24 protein-coding genes are annotated in these 21,706 nt (G+C 74.8%); 4 read left to right on the top strand and 20 right to left on the bottom strand.

What is annotated here, in order from left to right; all coding sequences use genetic code 11:
* Positions 1-9: 9 nt before the first annotated feature.
* The 6 genes from FHU33_RS03205 to FHU33_RS03180 all read right to left on the bottom strand — a co-directional run bounded on the left by FHU33_RS03205 (position 10) and on the right by FHU33_RS03180 (position 5,375).
* Entirely contained in the window at positions 10-372 is a 363-nt protein-coding gene (locus tag FHU33_RS03205; RefSeq protein ID WP_142024065.1) for an NADH-quinone oxidoreductase subunit A, read from the bottom strand.
* Positions 373-459: 87 nt separating this feature from the next.
* A complete protein-coding gene (locus tag FHU33_RS03200) occupies positions 460-1,743 on the bottom strand; it encodes a geranylgeranyl reductase family protein (RefSeq protein WP_142024064.1) in 1,284 nt (427 codons plus the stop codon).
* A gap of 114 nt (positions 1,744-1,857) precedes the next feature.
* A complete protein-coding gene (locus tag FHU33_RS03195) occupies positions 1,858-2,529 on the bottom strand; it encodes a phosphoribosyltransferase (RefSeq protein WP_246063236.1) in 672 nt (223 codons plus the stop codon).
* A 204-nt stretch (positions 2,530-2,733) separates the two neighbouring features.
* Positions 2,734-3,078 carry a VOC family protein gene (locus FHU33_RS03190; RefSeq protein WP_142024062.1) on the bottom strand — a complete coding sequence of 115 codons (345 nt, stop codon included), beginning with the start codon at positions 3,076-3,078 and terminating at the stop codon, positions 2,734-2,736.
* 36 nt (positions 3,079-3,114) lie between these two features.
* Positions 3,115-4,617 carry an HNH endonuclease signature motif containing protein gene (locus FHU33_RS03185; RefSeq protein ID WP_142024061.1) on the bottom strand — a complete coding sequence of 501 codons (1,503 nt, stop codon included), beginning with the start codon at positions 4,615-4,617 and terminating at the stop codon, positions 3,115-3,117.
* 38 nt (positions 4,618-4,655) lie between these two features.
* Positions 4,656-5,375, bottom strand: coding sequence for a demethylmenaquinone methyltransferase (locus tag FHU33_RS03180; RefSeq protein ID WP_142024059.1), 720 nt, complete (start codon positions 5,373-5,375; stop codon positions 4,656-4,658).
* A gap of 35 nt (positions 5,376-5,410) precedes the next feature.
* On the opposite strand from FHU33_RS03180, the gene FHU33_RS03175 reads away from it, so the two are divergent.
* Positions 5,411-6,676: an isochorismate synthase gene (locus FHU33_RS03175; RefSeq protein ID WP_142024057.1), complete on the top strand. Its 1,266-nt coding sequence runs from the start codon at positions 5,411-5,413 to the stop codon at positions 6,674-6,676.
* A 13-nt stretch (positions 6,677-6,689) separates the two neighbouring features.
* Here FHU33_RS03175 and menD read toward each other — a convergent pair whose 3' ends face one another.
* Together menD and FHU33_RS03165 are read right to left on the bottom strand one after the other, a co-directional pair.
* Positions 6,690-8,375 carry a 2-succinyl-5-enolpyruvyl-6-hydroxy-3-cyclohexene-1-carboxylic-acid synthase gene (gene menD, locus FHU33_RS03170; RefSeq protein WP_142024055.1) on the bottom strand — a complete coding sequence of 562 codons (1,686 nt, stop codon included), beginning with the start codon at positions 8,373-8,375 and terminating at the stop codon, positions 6,690-6,692.
* Positions 8,372-9,298, bottom strand: coding sequence for an o-succinylbenzoate synthase (locus FHU33_RS03165; RefSeq protein ID WP_246063235.1), 927 nt, complete (start codon positions 9,296-9,298; stop codon positions 8,372-8,374). The genes menD and FHU33_RS03165 overlap by 4 nt, the downstream gene beginning before the upstream one ends.
* Before the next feature lie 41 nt (positions 9,299-9,339).
* Between FHU33_RS03165 and menE the strand changes: the two genes are divergently transcribed.
* Together menE and FHU33_RS03155 are read left to right on the top strand one after the other, a co-directional pair.
* Positions 9,340-10,479, top strand: a complete 1,140-nt coding sequence (menE, locus tag FHU33_RS03160; protein WP_142024052.1) for an o-succinylbenzoate--CoA ligase — start codon at positions 9,340-9,342, stop codon at positions 10,477-10,479.
* Positions 10,480-11,352 carry a 1,4-dihydroxy-2-naphthoate polyprenyltransferase gene (locus tag FHU33_RS03155; RefSeq protein ID WP_142024050.1) on the top strand — a complete coding sequence of 291 codons (873 nt, stop codon included), beginning with the start codon at positions 10,480-10,482 and terminating at the stop codon, positions 11,350-11,352.
* Between the two features lies 1 nt (position 11,353).
* On the opposite strand, the gene FHU33_RS03150 is transcribed toward FHU33_RS03155, so the two are convergent.
* Together FHU33_RS03150 and FHU33_RS03145 are read right to left on the bottom strand one after the other, a co-directional pair.
* The gene (locus FHU33_RS03150) at positions 11,354-11,662 is read right to left on the bottom strand and encodes a DUF4229 domain-containing protein (RefSeq protein ID WP_142024048.1); all 309 of its coding nucleotides are present in this window, start codon (positions 11,660-11,662) and stop codon (positions 11,354-11,356) included.
* Entirely contained in the window at positions 11,655-12,083 is a 429-nt protein-coding gene (locus FHU33_RS03145) for an Lrp/AsnC family transcriptional regulator (protein WP_211354988.1), read from the bottom strand. The genes FHU33_RS03150 and FHU33_RS03145 overlap by 8 nt, the downstream gene beginning before the upstream one ends.
* A 106-nt stretch (positions 12,084-12,189) precedes the next feature.
* Here FHU33_RS03145 and FHU33_RS03140 point away from each other — a divergent pair, with 106 nt between their 5' ends.
* Positions 12,190-12,411, top strand: a complete 222-nt coding sequence (locus tag FHU33_RS03140) for a hypothetical protein (RefSeq protein WP_142024046.1) — start codon at positions 12,190-12,192, stop codon at positions 12,409-12,411.
* Between the two features lie 2 nt (positions 12,412-12,413).
* On the opposite strand, the gene FHU33_RS03135 is transcribed toward FHU33_RS03140, so the two are convergent.
* From FHU33_RS03135 to FHU33_RS03090, 10 genes are all read right to left on the bottom strand, one after another.
* Positions 12,414-12,656 (bottom strand): hypothetical protein, encoded by a 243-nt coding sequence (locus FHU33_RS03135; RefSeq protein ID WP_142024045.1) that lies wholly within the window; start codon positions 12,654-12,656, stop codon positions 12,414-12,416.
* A gap of 119 nt (positions 12,657-12,775) precedes the next feature.
* The gene (ccsB, locus tag FHU33_RS03130; protein WP_142024043.1) at positions 12,776-13,735 is read right to left on the bottom strand and encodes a c-type cytochrome biogenesis protein CcsB; all 960 of its coding nucleotides are present in this window, start codon (positions 13,733-13,735) and stop codon (positions 12,776-12,778) included.
* Positions 13,725-15,326 (bottom strand): cytochrome c biogenesis protein ResB, encoded by a 1,602-nt coding sequence (resB, locus tag FHU33_RS03125; protein ID WP_246063234.1) that lies wholly within the window; start codon positions 15,324-15,326, stop codon positions 13,725-13,727. The genes ccsB and resB overlap by 11 nt, the downstream gene beginning before the upstream one ends.
* Positions 15,323-16,132, bottom strand: a complete 810-nt coding sequence (locus FHU33_RS03120; protein ID WP_142024042.1) for a cytochrome c biogenesis CcdA family protein — start codon at positions 16,130-16,132, stop codon at positions 15,323-15,325. The genes resB and FHU33_RS03120 overlap by 4 nt, the downstream gene beginning before the upstream one ends.
* 1 nt (position 16,133) lies before the next feature.
* A complete protein-coding gene (locus FHU33_RS03115; RefSeq protein WP_142024040.1) occupies positions 16,134-16,706 on the bottom strand; it encodes a TlpA family protein disulfide reductase in 573 nt (190 codons plus the stop codon).
* Entirely contained in the window at positions 16,703-17,338 is a 636-nt protein-coding gene (locus tag FHU33_RS03110; RefSeq protein ID WP_142024038.1) for a histidine phosphatase family protein, read from the bottom strand. Before FHU33_RS03110 ends, FHU33_RS03115 begins: the two co-directional genes overlap by 4 nt.
* Positions 17,335-18,666: a glutamate-1-semialdehyde 2,1-aminomutase gene (gene hemL, locus FHU33_RS03105; RefSeq protein ID WP_142024037.1), complete on the bottom strand. Its 1,332-nt coding sequence runs from the start codon at positions 18,664-18,666 to the stop codon at positions 17,335-17,337. Before hemL ends, FHU33_RS03110 begins: the two co-directional genes overlap by 4 nt.
* On the bottom strand, positions 18,663-19,154 hold the full coding sequence (locus FHU33_RS24790; protein WP_170182305.1) for a hypothetical protein: 492 nt from the start codon (positions 19,152-19,154) through the stop codon (positions 18,663-18,665). The genes hemL and FHU33_RS24790 overlap by 4 nt, the downstream gene beginning before the upstream one ends.
* A complete protein-coding gene (gene hemB / locus FHU33_RS03095; protein ID WP_142024035.1) occupies positions 19,151-20,128 on the bottom strand; it encodes a porphobilinogen synthase in 978 nt (325 codons plus the stop codon). Before hemB ends, FHU33_RS24790 begins: the two co-directional genes overlap by 4 nt.
* Positions 20,125-21,669: a uroporphyrinogen-III synthase gene (locus tag FHU33_RS03090; RefSeq protein WP_142024033.1), complete on the bottom strand. Its 1,545-nt coding sequence runs from the start codon at positions 21,667-21,669 to the stop codon at positions 20,125-20,127. The genes hemB and FHU33_RS03090 overlap by 4 nt, the downstream gene beginning before the upstream one ends.
* Positions 21,670-21,706: the final 37 nt, after the last annotated feature.

Genomic DNA, 21,706 nt, shown 5'->3' with positions numbered 1-21,706 from the left:
AGATGTCCCCTAGTCCCACTCGAGCCCGCCGCGCCGCCACTCGTAGGCGAAGGCGAGGAAGACGGTGCCGATGAAGACGACCATCGCGACCAGGCCCCACACCCCGAGCGCGTCGTTGGCGACGGCCCAGGGATAGAGGAAGACGATCTCGATGTCGAAGACGATGAAGAGCATCGCCGTCAGGTAGTACTTCACCGGGAAACGGCCCCCGGTGAGCGGCTGGTCGACCGGCTCGATGCCGCACTCGTAGGCGTCGAGCTTGGCCCGGTTGTACCGGCGCGGACCGATGAAGGGCGCAGCGGTGACCGAGAACAGCGCGAACGCCGCGGCCAGTGCGAAGAGCCCGACGATCGGGACGTAGTTCGAGAGCATCAGCGGCACCCTACGGTGAGGACGATCACGTTCCGGGCAGGCACGGAACGCTTACGGAGCGTGTCGAGACACGGGGGGCGGCGCACGTCAGACCGCCGGCACCAGGCGGGTGAGGACGGCGATGGCGCGGTCCACGCCGTCGCCGTCCCGGCCGTCACTGAGGTTGCCCATGAGCCGCAGCGCGGCATTCACCAGCGCCGGCCGCTTGAGGCCGTGCGCCGTGGCGAACCGGACGACGTCCGGGCGGCTGAGCAGGGCGAGGAAGCCGACGCCGAGGCGGTGGTGCCGCCCGTAGGCGGCGCGCAGCCGCTCGGGATACCGGCGCAGGACCGACTCCCGCGCGGGACCGGCGGGCCGGGCCAGCGCCTCGGCCGCCGTCTCCGCGGCCATGCGCCCGCTTTCCATGGCGTAGCTGATCCCCTCGCCGTTGAACGGGTTGACCGTGCCGGCGGCGTCACCGGTGAGCAGCAGGCCCCGGGTGTAGGCCGGCTGCCGGTGCAGGGCCATGGGCAGGCCCGCCCCCCGCAGCGGGGTCACCGCGTACTCCTCGCCGAGGTGATCCTCGGCCGGAAAGGTGTCCAGCCAGCGGCGCAGCACCTCGCGGTGGTCGCCGCCGTCGGAGCGCCGGGTGTCGAGCAGGCCGAAGCCGACGTTGGCGGTGCCGTCGCCCATCCCGAAGATCCAGCCGTAGCCGGGCATGGACTCGGCGGTCGGGCCCTCGGGAGCGAGGTCGAAGGAGATGTCGAGGTAGTCGTCGGTCGCCCGCGGGCTGGCGACGTACCGGCGGACGGCGACGCCGAGCGGCCGGTCCTCGCGGCGGACCAGTCCCAGGGACTTGGCCAGGCGCCCGGACAGCCCCTCGGCGGAGAGCACGAGCTGTGCGTGGATCTCCCCCGGCTCCTTGCCCGGACCGCTGGTGAAGCGGACGCCGGCGACCCGCCCGGCCTCGTCGAGCAGGGGGTCGGTGACGGTGACCTCGGTGTGCAGGCGCGCCCCCGCAGCCTGGGCGTGCGCGGCTAGCCGGGCGTCGAGCTCGCTGCGGCGGCACACCAGGCTGCGGTGCGGCCAGGACGAGAGCTGCGGCCAGTCGACCTCGACGACCTGGCCCCCGCCGTGAACGCGCAGACCCAAGTGCTGCACCCAGCCGGAGGTGTCGACGCCCATGTCGGCCAGCGCCTTGACGCCGCGCGGAGTGAGCCCGTCACCGCAGACCTTCTCGCGGGGGAAGGCCGCCTTCTCGAGGACGACGACGTCGAGCCCTGCCTGCGCGAGCCACCAGGCCGCGCTGGACCCGGCCGGCCCCGCGCCGACCACGACCACGTCGGCGCGCGCATCGGCGCCGAGTGGTGCTGCGGTCGTCCTGCCGGGCACGCGGCGCCTCCCTCAAGGCTTCCGAGACCTTGTGAAATGGTTCACAAGGTCACTGGTTCCGAGTCTAGGCCCGGCTGTGAGGAACCTGACAGCACCCCCCGGCCATGCGATCGGTCACACCTCGTGCGGGCTGCCGCGCAACGCGCGCCGGACCTCCTCGTCGGTGGTCTGGCCGAACTCGGCGTAGCCCTGCCCGACCGCGCGGAACGTGTCCGGAGCGACCAGGCAGAGCACCTCGTCGACGAGCGGTTCGAGTGCGGCGCAGGCGCTGGGTGAGCCGATCGGCACGGCGACCGCGAGGGTCGCGGGCAGCCGCGCCCGCACGGCGACGACCGCAGCGTGCATCGTGGCGCCCGTGGCCAGCCCGTCGTCCACGAGGACGACGGCCCGGCCGGTCAGCGCGGCGGGCGGGCGGCCGTCCCGGTAGGTGGTCTCCCGACGGCGCAGCTCGAGGAGTTCGCGGTGCCGGACGGCCTCGATCTCCTCCGGGTCGACGTGGACCGCGGCGAGCACGGCGTCGACCCACACCGTCTCGACGACGTCACCGACGGCCGCGATGGCCCCCATCGCCAGCTCCGGCTGTCGCGGCAGCCCGAGTTTGCGGACGACGAGGACGTCGAGCGGTGACCCGAGGACGGCGGCGACCTCGGCCGCGACGACGACGCCGCCCCGCGGGAGGCCGAGCACGACGAGGTCGCGCGGGTGTCCGCCGGAGGGGCTCTCGGCCAGCCGCTCGCCGAGGGCTCGCCCGGCCTCTCGGCGGTCCGCGAAGCGCCGCACCCCCACGGCGAGTCCTAGAGGGGTTCGGGCGCCGGTGCCGGCGGCGGCGCCGTCGGGTCGGTGGGATCCGGCGTCGGGTACGGGGCCGGTACGGGCGGCGGGATCGGGTCCGTCGGCGACGGCGCGGGACCCGGCGGCTGCGGTGGAGGCGGCGGGGTCGTCATGAACCGAGGCTAGAACCGGACGGCACCGATCGGAACCCCGGTCGCTCTACTCGACCGGTCCGCCGCCGAAACCGATCTCGTTGCCGTCGGGATCCCGGTAGGTCACCTTCCGAACGCCGTTCGAGTAGGTCTCCCGCTCCGCGGGCTCGATTCCACGGCCGGCGATGGCCTCGATCCGGGCGTCGAGGTCGTCGACGAAGACCGTGTGCACCGCGTGGCCGGCGTGCTCCGGCCGGACCTCGATGAACAGGTACCGATTCTCGGCGAGCTCCCACACGGCCTCGACGTCGTTCGGCACGAACGCCGGTCCTTCACCTATCAGCCGCTCGTACCAGGCCAGCGACCGCTCGAAGTCGGCGACTGCCACTCCCGCGAAGAGATCGACGGTCATCTGTCGGACGCTGGCGAGAGAGAACCCGGCGAGGCACTAGAACGGCGGCGGCTCGTCCGGCCGGTCGACCGGCGGTGGCGCCGGCAGCGCCCGCTGCTCGAACGGCTCCCTCAGGCCCGGCGGCCGCGTGATGCGGGTGATCCCGCTCGGCGTGGTGACCCGCAGCGTCCCGTCCGGAAGCAGTTCGTAGCGCCAGTTCCGGGCGAAGGTCTTCAGCCGGTGGTGGGTGCGGCACAGGCAGCACAGGTTGTCGCAGCCGGTCCGGCCGCCGCAGTCGTAGGCCAGCACGTGGTCGGCGTCGGTGCGCCCAGCGGGCTGGGCGCAGCCGGGCTGCCGGCAGGTCCGGTCCCGGACCTCGAGGAACCGGTCCTGCGCGGCCGAATGCTGGTAGCCCGCGACGTCGGCCGGCGCGGTGAGCACCGGGCAGTCACACCGCGCCTCCGGGCCACCGTGGGCCGGGCAGCCGCGGGCGGCCAGCCGCGCCAGTTCTCCGGGTGTGGTGGTGGCCAGCAGCGCCCCGTCGGCGCCGGTGACCGCCAGCGTCAGGCTGCCACCGGCAGGGGCCCGCACCCCGAGCGCGTTCAGCTCGGCGAGCAACTCGCGCAGGTGCGCGGCGGTGATCGGGCTACCGTCCACCGCCGGGCCCAGCTCGGCGTCCACCGCGCCGGCACTGCCGGGGCACAGTGCGGGCAGCGGGGCCAGCACGGTGACGTGGGCGGTGAACCCAGGCTCCGCCCCACCGTCGGGCCGCAGCACCATCGCCGCGTGCGCCTCGGCCCGGAGCACCCCGATCGGCCGGTCATCACCGGCCGTGCGGGCCAGCTGCGCGGCCGCGTCGATCGCCGACCACATCGCCCCGGCGATCGGCGAGGGCACCTCACTGGACAGCACCGACATTCCGTCGGCCGTCGGGCGGACCCGCACCTCGGCCCGCCGCTGCGCCTCGATCCGCCGCTGCTCGGCGAACTCCTCGTCCGCCGCGACCGCCGCGGCGATCAGCCGCCGGCGCAGCCGGCCCGCCGACAACCGGGCGGCTTCCGGCAGCACGGCCGGCACCACCGCGGCGATCACCTCGTCGCTGGCCGGACCCAGGACGTCGGCGAACAGCCGCGCCCGATACGGGTCCAGCTCCCCTGCCACGCGCGCGGCGTGCACCGCCGGCATCCGCTCGGTCAGCAGCCAGGCGTCGGTGAGCACCGCCGCGGCAAACACCCGGGAGGTGTTCAGCACCAGCGCCAGCTCGTCGGACAGGAACTCGCTCGTCCCGGGCACCGGCGAGCCCATGCCGCGGCGCCGCGCCCCCGGATGCCCCGGCGGCGGATCATCGGTATCCGGCCGCTCGCCGGCCAGCGCCATCACCAACTCCGCCTCGTAGGCGGCATCCATCGCCTTCCGTGCCTGGAGCCGCTGCAGCTCCGCCGCAGCCTGCTCCGCCGACAGAACCTCCACCGGCAGGCGCGTCACCGCCGGCCGCTCCTCGAGCAGCCGGTCGACCAGCAGCCCCTCCAGCGGGCTGCGGTAGAGCTCGGTGCTGATCATGAGTCGAACATACGTTCGGGGTCTGACATTCTCGCGACTCAGACCCGGCGGGCGCGGTGCAGCGCGACGATGCCGCCGGTCAGGTCGTGCCAGGCGACGTCGCCCCAGCCGGCCTCCTGCACGCGGGCCGCAAGCTCCGCCTGGGCGGGCCAGGCGCGGATCGACTCCGCCAGGTAGACGTAGGCCTCCGGGTTGCTCGACACCGCACGGGCGATCCGCGGCAGGGCCTTCATCAGGTACTCGGTGTAGACGGTGCGGAACGGCGCCCAGGTGGGCGAGGAGAACTCGCAGACCACCAGCGCGCCGCCCGGCCGCGTCACCCGGCGGAACTCGCGCAAGGCGGCGTCGGGATCGGCCACGTTGCGCAGGCCGAAGGAGATGACGACGCCGTCGACGCTCTCGTCGGCGAGCGGCAGCGCCATCGCGTCCCCGGCGACCTTCGGCACCGGCCGCGAGGCGCCGGCGCGGAGCATGCCCTGGGAGAAGTCGCACGCGATCGCGGTGACCCCACCGGCGGCCAGCTCAACCGTGGACACCGCCGTCCCCGCGGCGACGTCGAGGACGGTCTGGCCGGGGCGCGCGCCCAGCGCCTCCCGCGTCGCCCGGCGCCACGAGGCGTCGAGACCGGCGGAGAGGACGGTGTTCGTGACGTCGTAGCGGCGCGCGACGCGGTCGAACATGGCGGCGACGTCGGCGGGCCGCTTGTCCAGCCCCGCGCGGACGCCCGGGGTGTGTGCGTTCTCTCGCCGGTCTCCCACGGCGCCGACGCTACAGAGGCTCTTAGGCTGGTGAAGTGACCGCGGCCGCCCTGACCTCCCCGGCAGCCGCCGCGTGCACGGTGACGACGGTCCGAACGGAGGCCACCGGCGAGCTGCTCGACCGGCTGCCGGTCGAGGGCGCCCTGTCGTGGGTGCGCCGTGGCGAGGGTCTGGTCGGCTGTGGGGAGGCGGCCCGGCTGGAGGTCAGCGGGCCGCGGGCGCTGGAGGAGGCCGCCGCCTGGTGGACGGCGTACACCGACGGCCTGGACACCGACGACGAGCTCGACGTGGCGGGTTCCGGTCCCGTGCTGTTCGCCAGCATCGCGTTCGACCCCGCCGCCGGGACGTCGGTCTTCGTCGTCCCGCAGGTCGTCCTCGGCCGGCGGGACGGCGTCGCCTGGCTGACCACGGTGGGCGACGTCGATCCGCGCAACGTCCTCCATCCCGAGGCGCTCGACGACGGCCCCCCGCCGCGGCTGCGCTACGCCGACGGCGCCCTCGACCCGGCCACCTGGTGCGCGGCCGTCGCCGAGGCCGTGACGCGCATCGACGCCGGGGAGCTGCAGAAGGTCGTGCTCGCCCGCGACCTGCTGGTCTCCGCCGACGTCCCGCTCGACCCACGGCGCCTGCTGCGCCGCCTGGCGGCCCGATTCCCCGACTGCTGGACGTTCGCCGTCGACGGGTTGCTGGGTGCGACCCCCGAGCTCCTGCTGCGCCGCAGCGGCCGGGAGCTCTCCGCCCGGGTGCTGGCCGGCACCGCCCCGCGCGGGGCGGGTGCCGACGACGAGCGGCTGGCCGCGGCGCTGATCGGCTCCGCCAAGGACCGGGCCGAGCACGCGCTCGCCGTCGACTCCCTGGTTCGCGCCCTCGAGCCCTACTGCGCGGCGCTGGACGCCCCCGAGGAGCCCGACCTGCTCACCCTCGCCAACGTGCGACACCTGGCCAGCGACGTGACCGGGACGCAGCGCCGCACCGGCGCGCGCGGCCGGGCCGGCCTGCTGGAGCTCGTCGGCGCGGTGCACCCCACGGCCGCCGTGTGCGGCACCCCGACGCCGGACGCCGCGGACGTCATCGCCGAGCTCGAGGGCATGGACCGCGACCGTTACGCCGGGCCGGTCGGCTGGCTCGACTCCCGGGGCGACGGTGAGTTCGGGCTGGCCCTGCGCTGCGCCCAGCTGGTCGGCGAGGACAGCGCCCGGTTGTTCGCCGGGTGCGGCATCGTCGCCGGCTCCGACCCGGCCGCCGAGCTGGCCGAGACCCAGTCGAAGTTCGCCGCCTTCCAGGCCGCGCTCGAAGGCTGACGGGTCGGTAGCGTCAGCCGCGGAGCGCCGCGGTCGCGGCGGCGCGCAGCTCGACGGCCAGGGCCGCCTCGGCCCGCTGGTCCGTGCGCACGACGACGACCCGCGGCCCGCCGAGCGCCAGCGCGGCCGGCAGCTCGTCGGCCGAGCTCACCCGCGTCGCGGCCCACCCGAGCGCCTGTGCGACCGCGACCAGGTCACGGCCGTGCGGCGTGCCGAACACCCGGCGGTAGTCGCGCGCGTGCCGGTCCTCCCCGGGCTCCAGCTGGGCGAAGATCCCGCCGCCGTCGTTGTCGGGGACGACGACGGTGAGGTCCGGCGCCGGCTCCCCCTCACCGAGGAGCATCCCGGTCAGGTCGTGCAGGAACGTCAGGTCGCCCATCAGCGCGAACGCCGGCCCCTCGTGCACGGACGCCGCACCGACCGAGGTCGAGATCGTCCCGTCGATACCGGCGACCCCGCGGTTGGCGAGGACCGTCAGGTCGGCGCGCGGTACCGCCAGCCGGTCGACGTCGCGCACCGGCGTCGAGGACCCGAGCACCAGCAGCGCACCGGACGGAAGCGCGGCGACCACGTCGCGGGCGAGCCGCGCGGCCGTGAGGCCGGGAGCCTCGTCCAGCACCACGTCCACCGAGGAGCCGACCGCCGCAGCGGCCGACGACCAGGACGCGCGCCATCCCTCCGCGATCGCACCGCCGGCCACCGGCAGCCCGGTCGACACGTGTCCGCTGGACCGGGCCGCGTCGGCCCAGCGCGGCGCCGCCGCGACCGTCTCGACCCGGATGGCGGGATCGGCGAGCAGCGCGGAGACCGGCCGCGACAGGGTGGGCCGCCCCACCACGAGCACCCGCTCGGGCCGGTGCCGGTCCAGCCAGCCGGGGACGCCGAGCAGGAGGGCGCCACCGCGCACGACGCCCTCGGACGACCACGTCCCGCTCGACGGCTCCCCGATCACCGGCCACCGGCACGCGTCCGCGAGCTCTGCGGCGGCTCGGCCGAGTGCCGGCGCGCAGTCGCCGGCCACGACCAGGGTGCGGGACGGGCCCGAAGACGCCCGCCGCTCGGTCGATGCCGGCGGGCCGGCCGCCGTCCACGGAGCACCGTCCGGCCGCCCCGCCCAGCGGCCGGTGAGCTCGCCGTCGTCGTCGGGGAGCAGCGGCTCGCGCAGCGCGAGGTTCAGGTGCACCGGCCCCGGGTCGCCCGACAGCGCACCGGCGGCGGTGAGCAGCGCCTTGGCGACCAGCGACCGCCAGTACCGGTTCTGCTCCGCTTCCCGGCCCACCTCGGGGACGCCGACGTCGGCCGCCCAGCGGACCGCGCCGCCGTAGAGGGCGGCCTGCTCGATCGTCTGGTTGGCGCCGGTCGCCCGCAGTTCCGGCGGCCGGTCAGCGGTGAGCGCCAGCAGCGGCACCCCGCCGGCGTCGGCCTCCAGGACAGCTGCATGCAGGTGGGCGGCCGCCGTCCCCGACGTGGTCAGCACCGGCACCGGCCGGCCCGAGGCCCTGGCCAGGCCGAGGGCGAGGAAGGCCGCCGTCCGCTCGTCGATGCGCACGTGCAGGCGCAACCGGTCGTCGCGCTCGGCGGCCGCCAGGGCCAGTGCGACGGGAGCCGACCGCGAGCCGGGCGCCAGGACGGCGTCGGTGACGCCGCCCCGGACGAGCTCGTCCACCAGCACGCGGGCGAACGCGGTGGCCGGGTTCACGCGCGCACCGCGTCGAGCCGCGCGCGCCAGCGGGCGTCGGTGTCCTCGTCGGCGGCGACGCAGGACAGCCGGTCGGGCTCGGGGCGCACCACCGGCAGCGCGCCGTCGACCGGCAGCAGGGGCGACGACGTGACGTCGTCGGTGAACAACGCGACGGTGGCCAGGCCGCACGCGAACGGGAGCTCCGGCAGCGCGGCCGCCAACGCGACCCCGGCGGCGATGCCGACCGACGACTCCAGCGCCGACGACACGACGCACGGCAGGCCGTGCGCCTCGGCGACGCGCAGCGCCGCCCGCACCCCGCCGAGCGGCTGCACCTTGAGGACGACGACGTCGCAGGCCTCGCGCAGGTCCACGCGCAGCGGGTCGGCCGATCGGCGCACGACCTCGTCGGCCGCGATCGGCACGGCGATCCTGCGCCGCAGCGCGACGAGCTCCTCGAGCGTCGCGCACGGCTGCTCGACGTACTCGAGGCCCACGAGGCGGTCCAGCTCGGGGATGCGGGTGACCGCGGTGTCGACGTCCCAGGCGGCGTTGGCGTCGACCCGGATCGCACCGGCCGGCCCGAGGGCGTCCCGGACCGCCTCCACCCGCGCGAGGTCGTCGGCCGCCGACTGACCCGGCTCGGCCACCTTCACCTTGGCCGTCCGGCAGCCGGAGGCGGCGACGATCGCGTGCGCGCGCTCGGCGTCGACCGCCGGCACGGTGACGTTCACCGGCACCGAGGTGCGCACCGGCGCCGGCCAGCCCTGCGTCGCCGCCTCGACGGCCGACGCCCACCACCGGCGGCTCTCCTCGACGTCGTAGTCCCAGAACGGGGAGAACTCGCCCCATCCCGCCGGGCCTCGCAGGAGCACGCCGTCGCGGACGTCGATGCCGCGGAAGCGGGTGCGCAGCGGCACCCGGTACACGGCCGTGATCACGGTGGTCAGCCTAGTTCGGCGCGAACGTAGGCTCCCGTGTCGTGGCCAGGCACCTCACCGTCGTGCCCGCGGCCGAGCTCTCCCCCGACGCGGTGCGGGCCGCGCTCGCCGGCACCGCGCCCCTCGCCGTCCTCCCTGACGGTCCGCCCGCGGTCGCCGCCGCCGCCCGCGCCGCGCTGCGGCCCGAAGAGCCCTTGGAGCCCGGCGCCGACCTCGTCGTCGTCACCTCGGGCTCGACCGGCAGCGGCCGTGCGGTGCTGCTGTCGGCGGCAGCGCTCGAGGCCTCGGCCTCGGCGACGCACGCCCGCCTCGGCGGGCCGGGGAGCTGGCTGCTCGCGCTGCCGGTGTCGGCGATCGCCGGGCTGCAGGTGCTCTGCCGCAGCGCGCTCTCCGGCAGCGTGCCCGAGGTCCTCGCCAAGGACGAGCCGCTGTCCGCCGCGGTGGCCCGCCTGCCCGTCGGACGCCGCTACACCTCCCTGGTGCCCACCCAGCTCCGCCGCTGGCTGGCCGAGGAACCCGCCGCGCTGCGCGCCTTCGACGCCGTCCTCGTCGGCGGGGCGGCCACCGATGCCGCCCTGCTCGGACAGGCGCGGGACACGGGCATCGCCGTGGTCACCACCTACGGCATGACCGAGACGGCGGGCGGCTGCGTGTACGACGGGCAGCCCCTGGACGGCGTCCGGGTGCGGGTGACCGACGGGCCCGCAGGACCCGGCGGTGGGGGCATAGAGCTGACCGGCCCCACCCTCGCGCTCGGCTACCGGCTGGACCCGGCCGCCACGGACGACGCCTTCGCCGGCGGCTGGTTCCGCACCCGCGACGCCGGCACGTTCGACGCGGACGGCCGGCTGAGCGTCACCGGCCGTCTCGACGACGTGGTGGTCTCCGGCGGCGTCAACGTCGCCCCGGCCGCGGTGGAGGCCGCCCTGCGCGAGCACCCGGCCGTGGCCGACGCCGTGGTCTTCGGCCGGGCCGATCCCACCTGGGGTCAGCGCGTCGTCGCCGCCGTCGTGCCGGCGCCCGGCGCCACGCCCGACCTGCCGGCGCTGCGCGAGTGGGTCGCGGCCCGCCTCGGCGGACCCGCCGCCCCCCGGCAACTGCACGTCCTCGACGCGCTGCCGCTCCTGCACACCGGCAAGCCCGACCGCCGCGCGGTCGCGGCGCTGACCCAGGAGGTCTGAGTGGCAACCCCCGCCCAGTGGATCGCCGGCGCCCGGCCGCGGACCCTCCCGGCCGCGGTCGCCCCCGTGCTCGTCGGCACCGGCACGGCCGCCGCCCTGGACGGGTTCGACCTCGGGGCCGCGCTCCTGGCCCTGGTGGTCGCGCTCGCCCTGCAGGTCGCGGTCAACTACGCCAACGACTACTCCGACGGCACGCGCGGCACCGACGCCGACCGGGTGGGACCGATGCGGCTGGTCGGCTCCGGGGCGGCCGCGCCGCGGCAGGTGCTCGTGGCGGCGCTCCTGGCCTTCGCGGTCGCGGGCGTGGCCGGCCTTGCGCTGGCCGCCCTGTCGAGCTGGTGGCTCGTCGCCGTCGGCGCGGTCTGCATCGCCGCGGCCTGGACCTACACCGGCGGGCCGCTCCCCTACGGCTACCGCGCGCTGGGCGAGGTCTTCGTCTTCGTCTTCTTCGGTCCGGTCGCCGTGGTCGGCACCACCTACGTGCAGACCGGCACGCTGCCCGGACTGGCATTCGCCGTCGCGGTGCCGACCGGGTTGCTGATCGTGGCGATCCTGGTGGTGAACAACCTGCGCGACATCGACGGGGACGCCGTCGCCGGCAAGCGCACCCTCGCGGTGCTCCTCGGCGACCGCGCCACGCGGCTGACTTTCGCCGGCCTCTTCGTCGTCGTCTTCGCGGTGGTCGCCGCGGTCGGGGTCGGGCGACCGTGGGTCCTGCTCGCCCTGGTCGCCTCCCCGCTCTCCGTTCCACCGGTACGTACCGTTCTCTCCGGAGCGCGGGGCCACGCCCTCATCGGAGCGTTGCAGGGCACCGGACTGGTGACCCTCGCCACCGGCGTACTACTGGGTGCGGGGCTCGCTTTGAGCAGCTGACCTACTCCGTACCGCTCAGCCGGGTGCGCAGGTCGTCCTTGGCGGCCTTGCGCGCGACGCTGCGCGCGGCCAGGGCCTCGGTGAGCCGGTCGCGCGAGGGGCGCAGCAGCAGGTAGGACACGGGCATGGACAGCAGCAGCCCGAACAGCAGGCCGGGGAAGCTGCCGAGACCGACCATCCAGAGGATCAGCACCAGGGCAGCGGCGATGGCCAGCCGGCCGACGGTGTAGACGAGCAGCCACGGCAGGATCTTCGGCGGCGTCGCCGGGCCTCCTGAGGGGCTCGGAGGAACGGTGCTGCTGTCAGCCATGACGGCCTTCCCACTTGGTCGAGAGCACGACGGTCGTGCGGGTGCGGGCCACACCCCTGATCCGGTTCAACGCATCGATGGTGGCCTCGAGTGCCGGGATGTCGGTCACGCGGACCTTCAGCACGTAGCCCTCGCTGCCGGCGACACGCCAGCAGTCCTCGATGCCGGGGACCTCGCGCATGGCCGCCTCGACGCCGGTGTCGTCCACCATGTCGCTCTCGATGACGCTGACCAGCGCGGTCACGTCGAGTCCCACGGAGCCGGGGTCCACGACGGCCCGGTATCCGGTGATGACGCCGGCCGCCTCCAGCTTGCCGACGCGCTCGTGCACCGCCGGTGAGGAGAGGCCGACCTGGCGGGCGAGCTCGGCGTAGCTGGCGCGGCCGTTGGCGCGCAGCAGGTCGATCAGCTGCTGGTCCACGGCGTCGATGGCGGTGCTCCGTCCCGGGCGCGGCCCTGCTGGAATCGTCCGTTCGGCACCGAGTATCGCCGCGGACGTACGCTGGATGCCGACGAGGGGGTCAATCGTGGTGTTCCTGGTGGTTCTCGTGATCGCTGTGGCGGTCGTCGTGCTGGTCATGCGGGCGGCTGCGGCCCCCGGACGTCCGGGTGGAGGCCTGCGCGCGCCGCGTCCGCCGCGAGGCCCGCGTCCGCAGCGGCCCACCCGGCCGCTCGCCCCTGACGACGACCCGGAGTTCCTGCGGGAACTGGACCGTCGCACCCGAAGGGACGACGGCTCCCCCGCCTGACCTCAGGCGACCCTGGTCGGCGCGAACAGCCGGCGCCAGCTCCGACGGGCCACGGTGGTCTCCGCGGTGGCCCCCGGAAGATCGCCCGGCCAACCGACGCGGCCGCCCTCGGGCGCCCGCTCCCCCGGCCAGCCGACCGGGCCTTCCGCGGCCGCATGGTGCACGGCGTCACCGGGCCGACGGGCGAGAGCCTCGGTGACGATCGGATCCGCCGATGCCCCCTCCGGCGCGGCATGCTTACCCACAGTGAACTCCTCTGTGACTCCGTGGAACGGTCGCAACCGGGGCATGGAAGCACGAACCCGCAGGATCTGAGAAGGGCCCCGTCCTCGCGATCGATCACCCGACGTGAGCGACGAGGCGCTCAGTTCACTCCGGCGTAGCTGTGCAGTCCCGTGGAGACCATGTTCACGAACGTCAGGTTGAAGATCATCACGGCGAGGCCGACGACGTTCACCCAGGCCGCGGGCTTGCCGCGCCAGCCCGCCGTCGTGCGGGCGTGCAGGTAGGCGGCGTAGACGATCCAGGCGATGAACGCCCAGGTCTCCTTGGGGTCCCAGCCCCAGAACCGGCCCCATGCCGCCTCGGCCCAGATAGCGCCGGCGATGACGGTGAAGGTCCAGATCGGGAAACCGAAGACGGCGGTCCGGTGCGCCACGCGGTCCAGCGCCGCCGCGCCCGGGAGCCGCGAGAGCAGGCCTCCGGGCTTCTGCCCCGCGGTGATCCGCTCCTCGTGCGCGATCTTTCCCAGGTAGAGGGCGCTGGCGATGCCGCTCACGAAGAAGACGCCGAAGCCGATGACGGCCGTGCTGACGTGGATGGCCAGCCAGTACGACCGCAGAGCGGCGACCAGCGGGCCGGCCTCGGCGTAGAGGAACAACCCGATCAGCACCATCGCGAGCACGACCGGGGCCAGGACGAACAGCCCGATGTGCCGCAGGCCCGGCGCCCGCAGGGCGAGGACCAGGTAGGCGATGACCGCCACGAAGACGGCGGCGGTGGAGAACTCGTACATGTTGCCCAACGGCAACCGGTCGGTGGCCAGAGCGCGGGTGACCAGCACCGCTCCGTGGGCCAGCGCCCCGAGCGCTGCCAGCCCCATGGCGAGGGCTCCCCAGCGCCGTCCGCGGCCGTTCTCGGCCGGCGCCGACGTCCCGGCCGGCATCTCCAGGGCTGGACCGCCGGCGCCGACCAGCTGCCGGGTACGCGCCGTCCGGCGGCCGAAGGCCAGCTGGGCGCTGAAGGCGACCACTGCCAGCGAGTACAGGGCGATGCTGATCGAGAAGAGGTTGTCCGACAGCGAGGCCAGCTGGTCAGGAGACACGCGGGGGGTCCTCCGGTTCGGGTGCGGGTCGACGCGAGGAGAGCGCGTCCGAGAGATCGTCGGTCAGAGCGGCGAACCGGGGAGCGTTCTCGCCGCTTCCCCGCGTGATCGAGGCCAGCGTGAGCACGGTACCGCCGTCGCCCGGCGCGGCGGTGGTTCGGGCGAAGACCCGCTCGCGACGGAGCAGCAGCATGCCCAGCAGACCGGTGAGCAGGGCGATCGACGAGCCGAGCACCCACAGCTGGCCCGGATCGTGCGAGTACTGGAAGGCGGCGAACTGCCGGTAGCCGGTGAAGGCGATGGTGGTGCCGTCGGGCAGCGTGGTCGACTCGCCCACCGACAGGTTCGCCGAGCCCACCTCGGTGAGGCGGCCCCGGTCGATCTGCGAGGCATCCAGGGAGTACACCGACTGGGGGATGCCGGAGTCCAGCCCCAGGTAGCCCTGGTAGGCCACGATCGCCACCTGCGGGGCGAGCGGCCGCGGGTCCACCGAGGTGAGGACCCCGCCCTGCACCAGTCCGGTGGGGGCGAAGAACCCCTCCACCGCGAACTGGTCCTCGCCGTCCGGTCCGAGGTCGGGGACCTTCAGCGCCCCCTGGCTGGCCATCGTCGCCTGGTCCGACGGCAGGAACGGCACCGAGACGTCGTCGAGCGAGGTGCCGTCGGGCCGCGTGACGGTGAACGTGGGGCTGAAGCCGTGTCCGGTGGTGTAGACGCGGTCGCCGTCGAGGCGCAGCGGGTCGTTGACCCCGATGGTCGTCGTCCGGCTCTCCTCCCCCGGAGCGCCGTAGCCGATGTCGGCGGTGAAGGAGGCCGCGGTGAGGTTGTCCTCGTACTCCGCGCGGAAGTCCTCGAGGTCGACGCACAGGGGGGTGAGGTCGCCGCTGTCGACCAGCGGACCCGCCGAGTACGTGTCGTACTGCTGGAAGGAATTGCAGAAGCCCTGGCCCTCGGTCACCAGGATGCTGCCCTCGTACCCCCAGAGCTTCCCGCCGGCCAGGCCGAGCAGCAGCGCCACCAGCGACAGGTGGAACAGCAGGTTGCCGGTCTCCTTGAGGTAGCCCTTCTCGGCGGAGAGCTCCCCCCGGCGGCGGACGACGCGGAAGCGGCGGACCCGCAGCTCCTCCTCCACGACGTCGAGCGCCTGCTCCGCGGGAAGGACGGTGGGCAGCTGGCCGGAGTCGGGCAGGCGCAGCAGATTGCGGGGAGCCGGCGGCGGCGCCGCCCGCATCGCCCGGTAGTGCTCCAGCCCGCGCGGCAGGACGCAGCCGATCAGCGAGACGAACAGGAGCAGGTAGACCGCGGCGAACCAGGGCGAGCTGAAGACGTCGAAGAGGTAGAGCCGATCCAGCACCGGCGCGAGCGACGGGTGCTCGATGAAGTACTGGTTGACGCTGTTCTGCGACAGCGACCGCTGCGGGAGCAGCGACCCGGGGACGGCGGCGAGCGCGAGGAGGAACAGCAGCACGATCGCGGTGCGCATCGCGGTGAGCCGCCGCCACCAGCGCGGGAGCAGCCCAGCGCCCCGCCGCGGAGCCGAAGGCGACGGCGCGGGAGCCCGGGTGTCGCGCGGCGGAACGAGCACGGTCACAGCGCCGTCTCCGCGAACCCGGTCGCGGCCAGCCAGGACCGCAGCCACTCCATCATCTCGGTCCACGCGCCGGTGAGCAGGAGCAGCCCGACCAGCACCAGCACTGCTCCGCCGAACCGGGTGACCGAGCGCGCGTGCCGGCGCAGGAACGAGGTGGCCCCGACCGCCCACCGCGCACCGAGCGCGACGAGCACGAACGGCACCCCGAGCCCGATGCAGTAGGCCACGCTGAGAAGGGCGCCGCGCGTCGCCGTCGCCTCGGAGAACGCCAGCGAGTAGACCGCCGACAGCGTCGGCCCGAGACACGGGGTCCAGCCCAGGCCGAACACGATGCCGAGCAGCGGCGCCCCGGCGAGGCCGGCCACCGGGCGGGCGGAGATCCGCTTCGTCCGCTGCAGCACCGGGAGCCAGCCCAGGAAGGCCAGGCCCACGACGATCGTGACGACGCCGAAGACGCGGTTGAGCAGGTCGGCGTGCTCGAGCATCAGCCGGCCGAGGCCGCCGAACGCCGCACCGAACGCGACGAAGACCAGGGTGAAGCCCAGCACGAACAGGGACGCGCCCAGCACCATCCGCGCCCGCGGGGGGACCTCGGTGCGCACCGCCGTCGCCGTCCCGCCCGACCCGCTGGAGCTGGGCGCCGCCGCCGCACCGGAGCCGACCAGCCCGGTGACGTAGGACAGGTAGCCGGGCACGAGCGGGAGCACGCAGGGCGAGGCGAAGCTGACCAGCCCCACGAGCGCGGCCACGGCAGCCGCCAGGAGCAGCGGTCCGTCCGTGACCAGCCCGGCGAAGGTGTCCCCCACGTCAGACCTCCCCGAGCACCAGGTCGAGCACGCCCCGCAGGTCCTCCTGCGACACCTCGCCGGTGTACACCGCCGCCACCCGGCCCTCGCGGTCCAGCACGATCGTGGACGGGATGGCGGTCGCCGGGTAGTCCCGGAACGCCAGCGCCACCTCCCCGCGCGGGTCGTAGAGCGACGGGAACTCGATGCCGAAGCGGTCGACGAAGGCCAGGGCGAACTGCTCGCTGGTCTCCTTCACGTTCAGGCCGAGGAACTGCACCCCGTCGTCCCGGACGTCGGCGTAGACCTCCTGGAACTCCGGCGTCTCCACCCGGCAGGGCGGGCACCAGGAGCCCCAGAAGTTGAGGACGGCGACGTCGCCGGACAGTTCCGTGGACGAGAACTCGCCGCCGCCCAGCAGGGTGCCGGAGAACTCCGGCGCGGTGGCCCGCTCGTCGGGCGGGATGACCTCGCCCGTCGGCGTCGCCTCCACGAACCGGAACTCGCCGCCGTCGTTGACGTCGACGGCGTCGGGCCCGGAGGAGCACCCGGTGAGGAACAGCGCCACCAGCAGCGCAGGAAGGGCCCGCCTCATGCGCCCGGCACCGCGTCCGCCGGCGTGCCGCCGGCGGGCTCGGCGTAGGAGACGCCGACGACTCGGTCGCCGTCGTAGGCGACCGACGTGACGCTGGCCAGGCCGCACTGGCGGCGGCGCGGATCGTGCCCGTACCGCCGGCCCTCCAGGTGCAGACGCAGCGTCCAGATCGGCAACTGGTGGCTGACCAGCACGGCCTCGTGCCCGCGGGCGGCGTCCCGGGCGGCCTCGACGGCGGCCAGCATGCGCGCGGCGATCTCGACGTAGGGCTCCCCCCAGGACGGCCGGAACGGGTTGCGCAGCTTCCACCAGTGCTTCGGAACGCGCAGGGCACCGTCCCCGACGCCGACCACGAGCCCCTCGAAGGCGTTGCCCGCCTCGATGATCCGCTCGTCGATCGCGACCGGGAGCGAGAACTTCTCGGCGATCGGCGCGGCCGTCTGCTGCGTCCGCTCGAGCGGACTGGACACCAGGTGTGCGACGTCCTTGCCGGCGAGCCACTCCGCCGCCGCGAGCGCCATCGCCTCGCCGGTGGTCGACAGGCGGTAGCCGGGGAGCCGGCCGTAGAGGACCTTGGCGGGGTTGTGCACCTCCCCGTGCCGGAGCAGGTGGACGACGGTGCTCTCCGTCACCCCGACACCTCCGCCGCGGCACGGGCGGCGGCCGGCAGCGCCTCGAGGACACGGTCGAGGGCCTCGCCCGACAGCGTCGCGTTGACGAACCACGCCTCGAAGGCCGACGGCGGCAGGTAGACGCCGCGGGCCAGCAGCGCGTGGAAGAAGGCGGTGTACTGCGCGACGTCCTGCGTCTTCGCGTCGTCGTAGTCGCGGACCTGCCGCTCGTCGGGCACGAAGAAGATCGAGAACATGCTGCCCGCCTGCTGCACCCGGTGGGCCACCCCGGCGGCGAACAGCGCGGCGCTCGCGGCGCCGCGCAGGACGGCGGCGACCTCGTCGCAGTGGGCGTAGACCTCGTCGGTGCAGTGCCGCAGCGTGGCCAGCCCGGCGGCGACGGCCACCGGGTTCCCCGACAGCGTGCCGGCCTGGTAGACCGGCCCGAGCGGGGCGAGCGAGTCCATGAGGTCGGCCCGGCCGCCGAAGGCGGCGGCGGGCAGCCCGCCGCCCATGACCTTCCCGAAGGTGAACAGGTCGGCGTCGACCGGGTCCAGGCCGTACCAGCCCGAGCGCGAGACGCGGAAGCCGGTCATGACCTCGTCGAGGATCAGCAGCGCGCCGTGGGCGGCGGTGATCCGGCGCAGCTCGGCGTTGAAGCCGTCCAGCGGGGGGACGACGCCCATGTTGCCCGCGGCGGCCTCACTGATGACGCAGGCGATCTCGCCGCCCCGCTCGGCGAACACTGCCTCGACCGCGGCCACGTCGTTGTAGGGCAGGACGACGGTGTCGGCGGCGGCGCCCGTCGTGACGCCAGGGGTGTCGGGCAGGCCCAGCGTGGCGACGCCCGAGCCGGCCGAGGCGAGGAGCGCGTCGACGTGCCCGTGGTAGTTGCCGGCGAACTTCACGATGAGCGGCCGGCCGGTGGTGCCCCGGGCGAGCCGGACGGCCGAGAGCACGGCCTCCGTGCCGGAGTTGACCAGCCGCACCCGCTCCACCGGGGCCACGCGCGACCGGATCTCCTCGGCGAGGTCGAGCTCGCCCTCGGTCGGGGCGCCGAAGGACAGCCCGCGCCGGGCTGCGGCGGTGACCGCCTCGACGACGGCGGGGTGCGCGTGGCCCAGCAGCAGCGGACCCCAGGAGCTGACCAGGTCGACGTAGCGGCGGCCGTCGGCGTCGGTGATCCAGGGACCGGACCCCTCGGCCATGAACCGCGGGGTGCCTCCAACGGCCTGGAACGCGCGGACCGGGCTGTTCACCCCGCCCGGGATGATGGTCCGTCCACGGGCGAAGAGGCCGGCCGAGACCGGGGCCTCGTAGGTGTAGGCAGTGCTGTCCAGCGAGGTCACGAGCCCAGTGTCCCCTCTGATCCTGACGAACTGTCACGGGTGTCGGAGGTGTCGGCCACACGGACCACCAGCGCCTCGTGCAGCGCCGCCGGATCGCGGGTCGGCACCAGGACGGTCCGCCCGTCGGTGAACCTCAGCGGCAGCCCGGTGCGGCCCCGCGGCAGCGACCAGCCGCCGCCGAGGACCGGCGCGCCGGCGTCGACCCCCGAGTCGACCGCGCGCAGGTGGTCGACGTCGATGTCGGCGAGCCGCACCTCCTCGCGCCCGACGGAGAGCGCGCCGTCGTCCACCCGGACCGTCCAGACCCGGCGGCCGGACAGCGTGCCGACGGCGACGATCCCGAGGACGACGACCAGCGCCACGACCCAGACGAGTGGAGCGATGTCCGGTCCCGGCAGGGCGACGTCGAGCACCAGGAAGGCGACCATCGCGGCCGCGACGATCCAGAACGGCCGCCAGGTGCCCCCCTGCTCGACGTAGGCGGTCACCGCAGGAGGCGTGCCGCTTCGACGGCCCAATAGGTGAGCACCGTGCCGGCCCCCGCACGGCGGATGGCGGTGAGGGTCTCCAGGATCGCCCGCTCGCGGTCGACCCAGCCGTTCGCGGCGGCCGCCTCCACCATCGCGTACTCACCGCTGACCTGGTACGCGCTCACCGGCACGTGCACCGCGTCGGCGACCCGCGTGATGATGTCGAGGTAGGGCAACGCCGGCTTCACCATCACGGCGTCGGCGCCCTCGGCGAGGTCCTGGGCCACCTCGCGCAGCGCCTCGTCGGCGTTGGGCGGGTCCATCTGGTAGGTCGAGCGGTCGCCGAACTGCGGCGCCCCCTCGGCCGCCTCGCGGAACGGGCCGTAGAAGCCCGACGCGTACTTGGCGGCGTAGGCCAGGATCGGCGTCTCGGTGTACGCGGCGCCGTCCAGGGCCCGCCGGATGGCCGCGACCTGGCCGTCCATCATCCCGCTGGGCGCGATGACGTGGGCGCCGGCCTGCGCCTGGGCGATGGCCACCGCCGCGTAGCGGTCGAGGGTCGGGTCGTTGTCGACGACGCCGGCCGGGGTGACCACGCCGCAGTGCCCGTGGTCGGTGTACTCGCACAGGCACAGGTCCGCCATGAGCACCAGTTCGTCGCCGAGGTCGGCGCGCAACTGCTGCAGCGCCACGTTGACGATGCCGTCGGCGGCGTCGGCCTGCGAGCCGACCGGGTCCTTGTCGCCGGGGATGCCGAACAGCATCAGCCCGCCGATGCCCGCGTCGGCCGCCTCGTGCGCGGCCTTCCGCAGCGAGTCCAGGGTGTGCTGGACGACGCCGGGCATCGAGCTGATCGCGACCGGCTCGTCGATGCCCTGCTTGACGAAGACGGGGAGCACGAAGTCGGCGGGGGCCAGCCGGGTCTGCGCGGTGAGCCGCCGCAGCGCGGGCGTCGACCGGAGCCGACGCCCGCGGGCGAACCCGGCGGTCACGAGTCGGACCCTTCCTCCTCGGCGCGACGGGCCGCGGCGAACTCGGCGAGCGCGTCGACCAGCGGGCCGACGGCCGCGGTCTCCGGCTGCACGTCCACGCGCAGGCCGAACTCCTGGGCGCTGGCGGCCGTGGCCGGGCCGATGACCGCGACGACGGTCTTCGCGTGCGGCTTGCCGGCGATGCCGACGAGGTTGCGCACCGTGCTCGACGAGGTGAAGCACACCGCGTCGAACCCGCCACCCTTGATCGCCTCGCGGACCGACGCGGCCGGCGGGGCCGCCCGGACGGTCCGGTACGCGGTCACGTCGTCGATCTCCCAGCCGCGCTCCTGGAGCCCGGCGGCGAGGGTCTCGGTCGCGATGTCGGCGCGGGGCAGCAGCACCCGGTCGATCGGGTCGAAGACGTCGTCGTAGGGCGGGAAGTCGGCCAGCAGGCCCTGGCTGGACTGCTCGCCCGAGGGGACGAGCTCCGGCTGGATGCCGAAGGCGCGCACGGTCTCGGCGGTCTGCTCGCCGACGCAGGCCACCTTGACGCCGGCGAACGCGCGGGCGTCGAGGCCGAGCTCGGCGAACTTCTCGCGCACGGCCTTCACCGCGTTCACCGAGGTGAACACGATCCAGCCGTACCGGCCCGTGACCAGGCCCTTGATTGCGCGGTCCATCTGCGCCGGGCTGCGCGGCGGCTCGACGGCGATCGTCGGCACCTCCACCGGCACGGCGCCGTAGGCGCGCAGCCGGTCGCTCATCTCGCCGGCCTGGTCCTTGGTGCGCGGCACCAGCACCCGCCAGCCGAACAGCGGCCGGCTCTCCCACCAGGACAGCCGGGCGCGCTTGTCGACGGCGGTGCCGACGGTGGCCACGACCGGGCCGCTGAACGAGTCCAGTCCGGCCGTCTTCTCGGCCACCGCAGCGAGCTTCGCGACGACGCTCTTCTGCGCCGTCCCCGAGCCCCCGGTGGTGACGACGACCGGGGTGCCACCCGAGAGACCGCCCTCGACCAGCCGTGCTGCGGCGTCGGGCAGGTCCTCGACGGCGCCCTGGAGAACCAGCGTGCCGCCGGTCGAGCCGGTCGCGGCGGCCAGCGCCGTCACGTCCACCCCGCTGCGGAGGTCGGCCGTGACCGTCGTGCCGCCCGTGGCGACCCCGGCGAAGGCGGGAACGGCGGTCGCGGTCGCCACGCCCGGAACGACGTCGAAGGCGACCGACGTGCGGCCGACGGCCAGCACCTCCTTGACCACGGCGTCGGTGGCGTACGGGTCACCGGCGACCAGCCGGACGACGACCGCGCCCTTCTTGGCCGCCTCGACAGCCGCCTTGGCCACCTCGGCCGGCTCGCCCACGGCCGGGCTCAGCTCCGTGCCGGGGTGCGCGTCCCGGACGGCGTCCTGGACGGCGACGGAGACGTCGGGGTCGACGAGGACGAGGACGGCCTCGGCGAGCGCCGCGGTCGCCCGGGCAGTGAGCATGCCGGGGTCACCCGGGCCTGCTCCGACGAAGACGACCCGGCCGGCGTGGCCTGCGGTCTTGCGGAAGCGCGTCATCGCGTGCTCCTGATCCTGGCCCGAAGGGCCTGTTGTG

The sequence above is a fragment of the Blastococcus colisei genome, assembly GCF_006717095.1.
Taxonomy (GTDB): domain Bacteria; phylum Actinomycetota; class Actinomycetes; order Mycobacteriales; family Geodermatophilaceae; genus Blastococcus_B; species Blastococcus_B colisei.
Note: the sequence above shows the minus strand (reverse complement) of the source record. Positions and strands in the feature narration are given on the sequence as shown.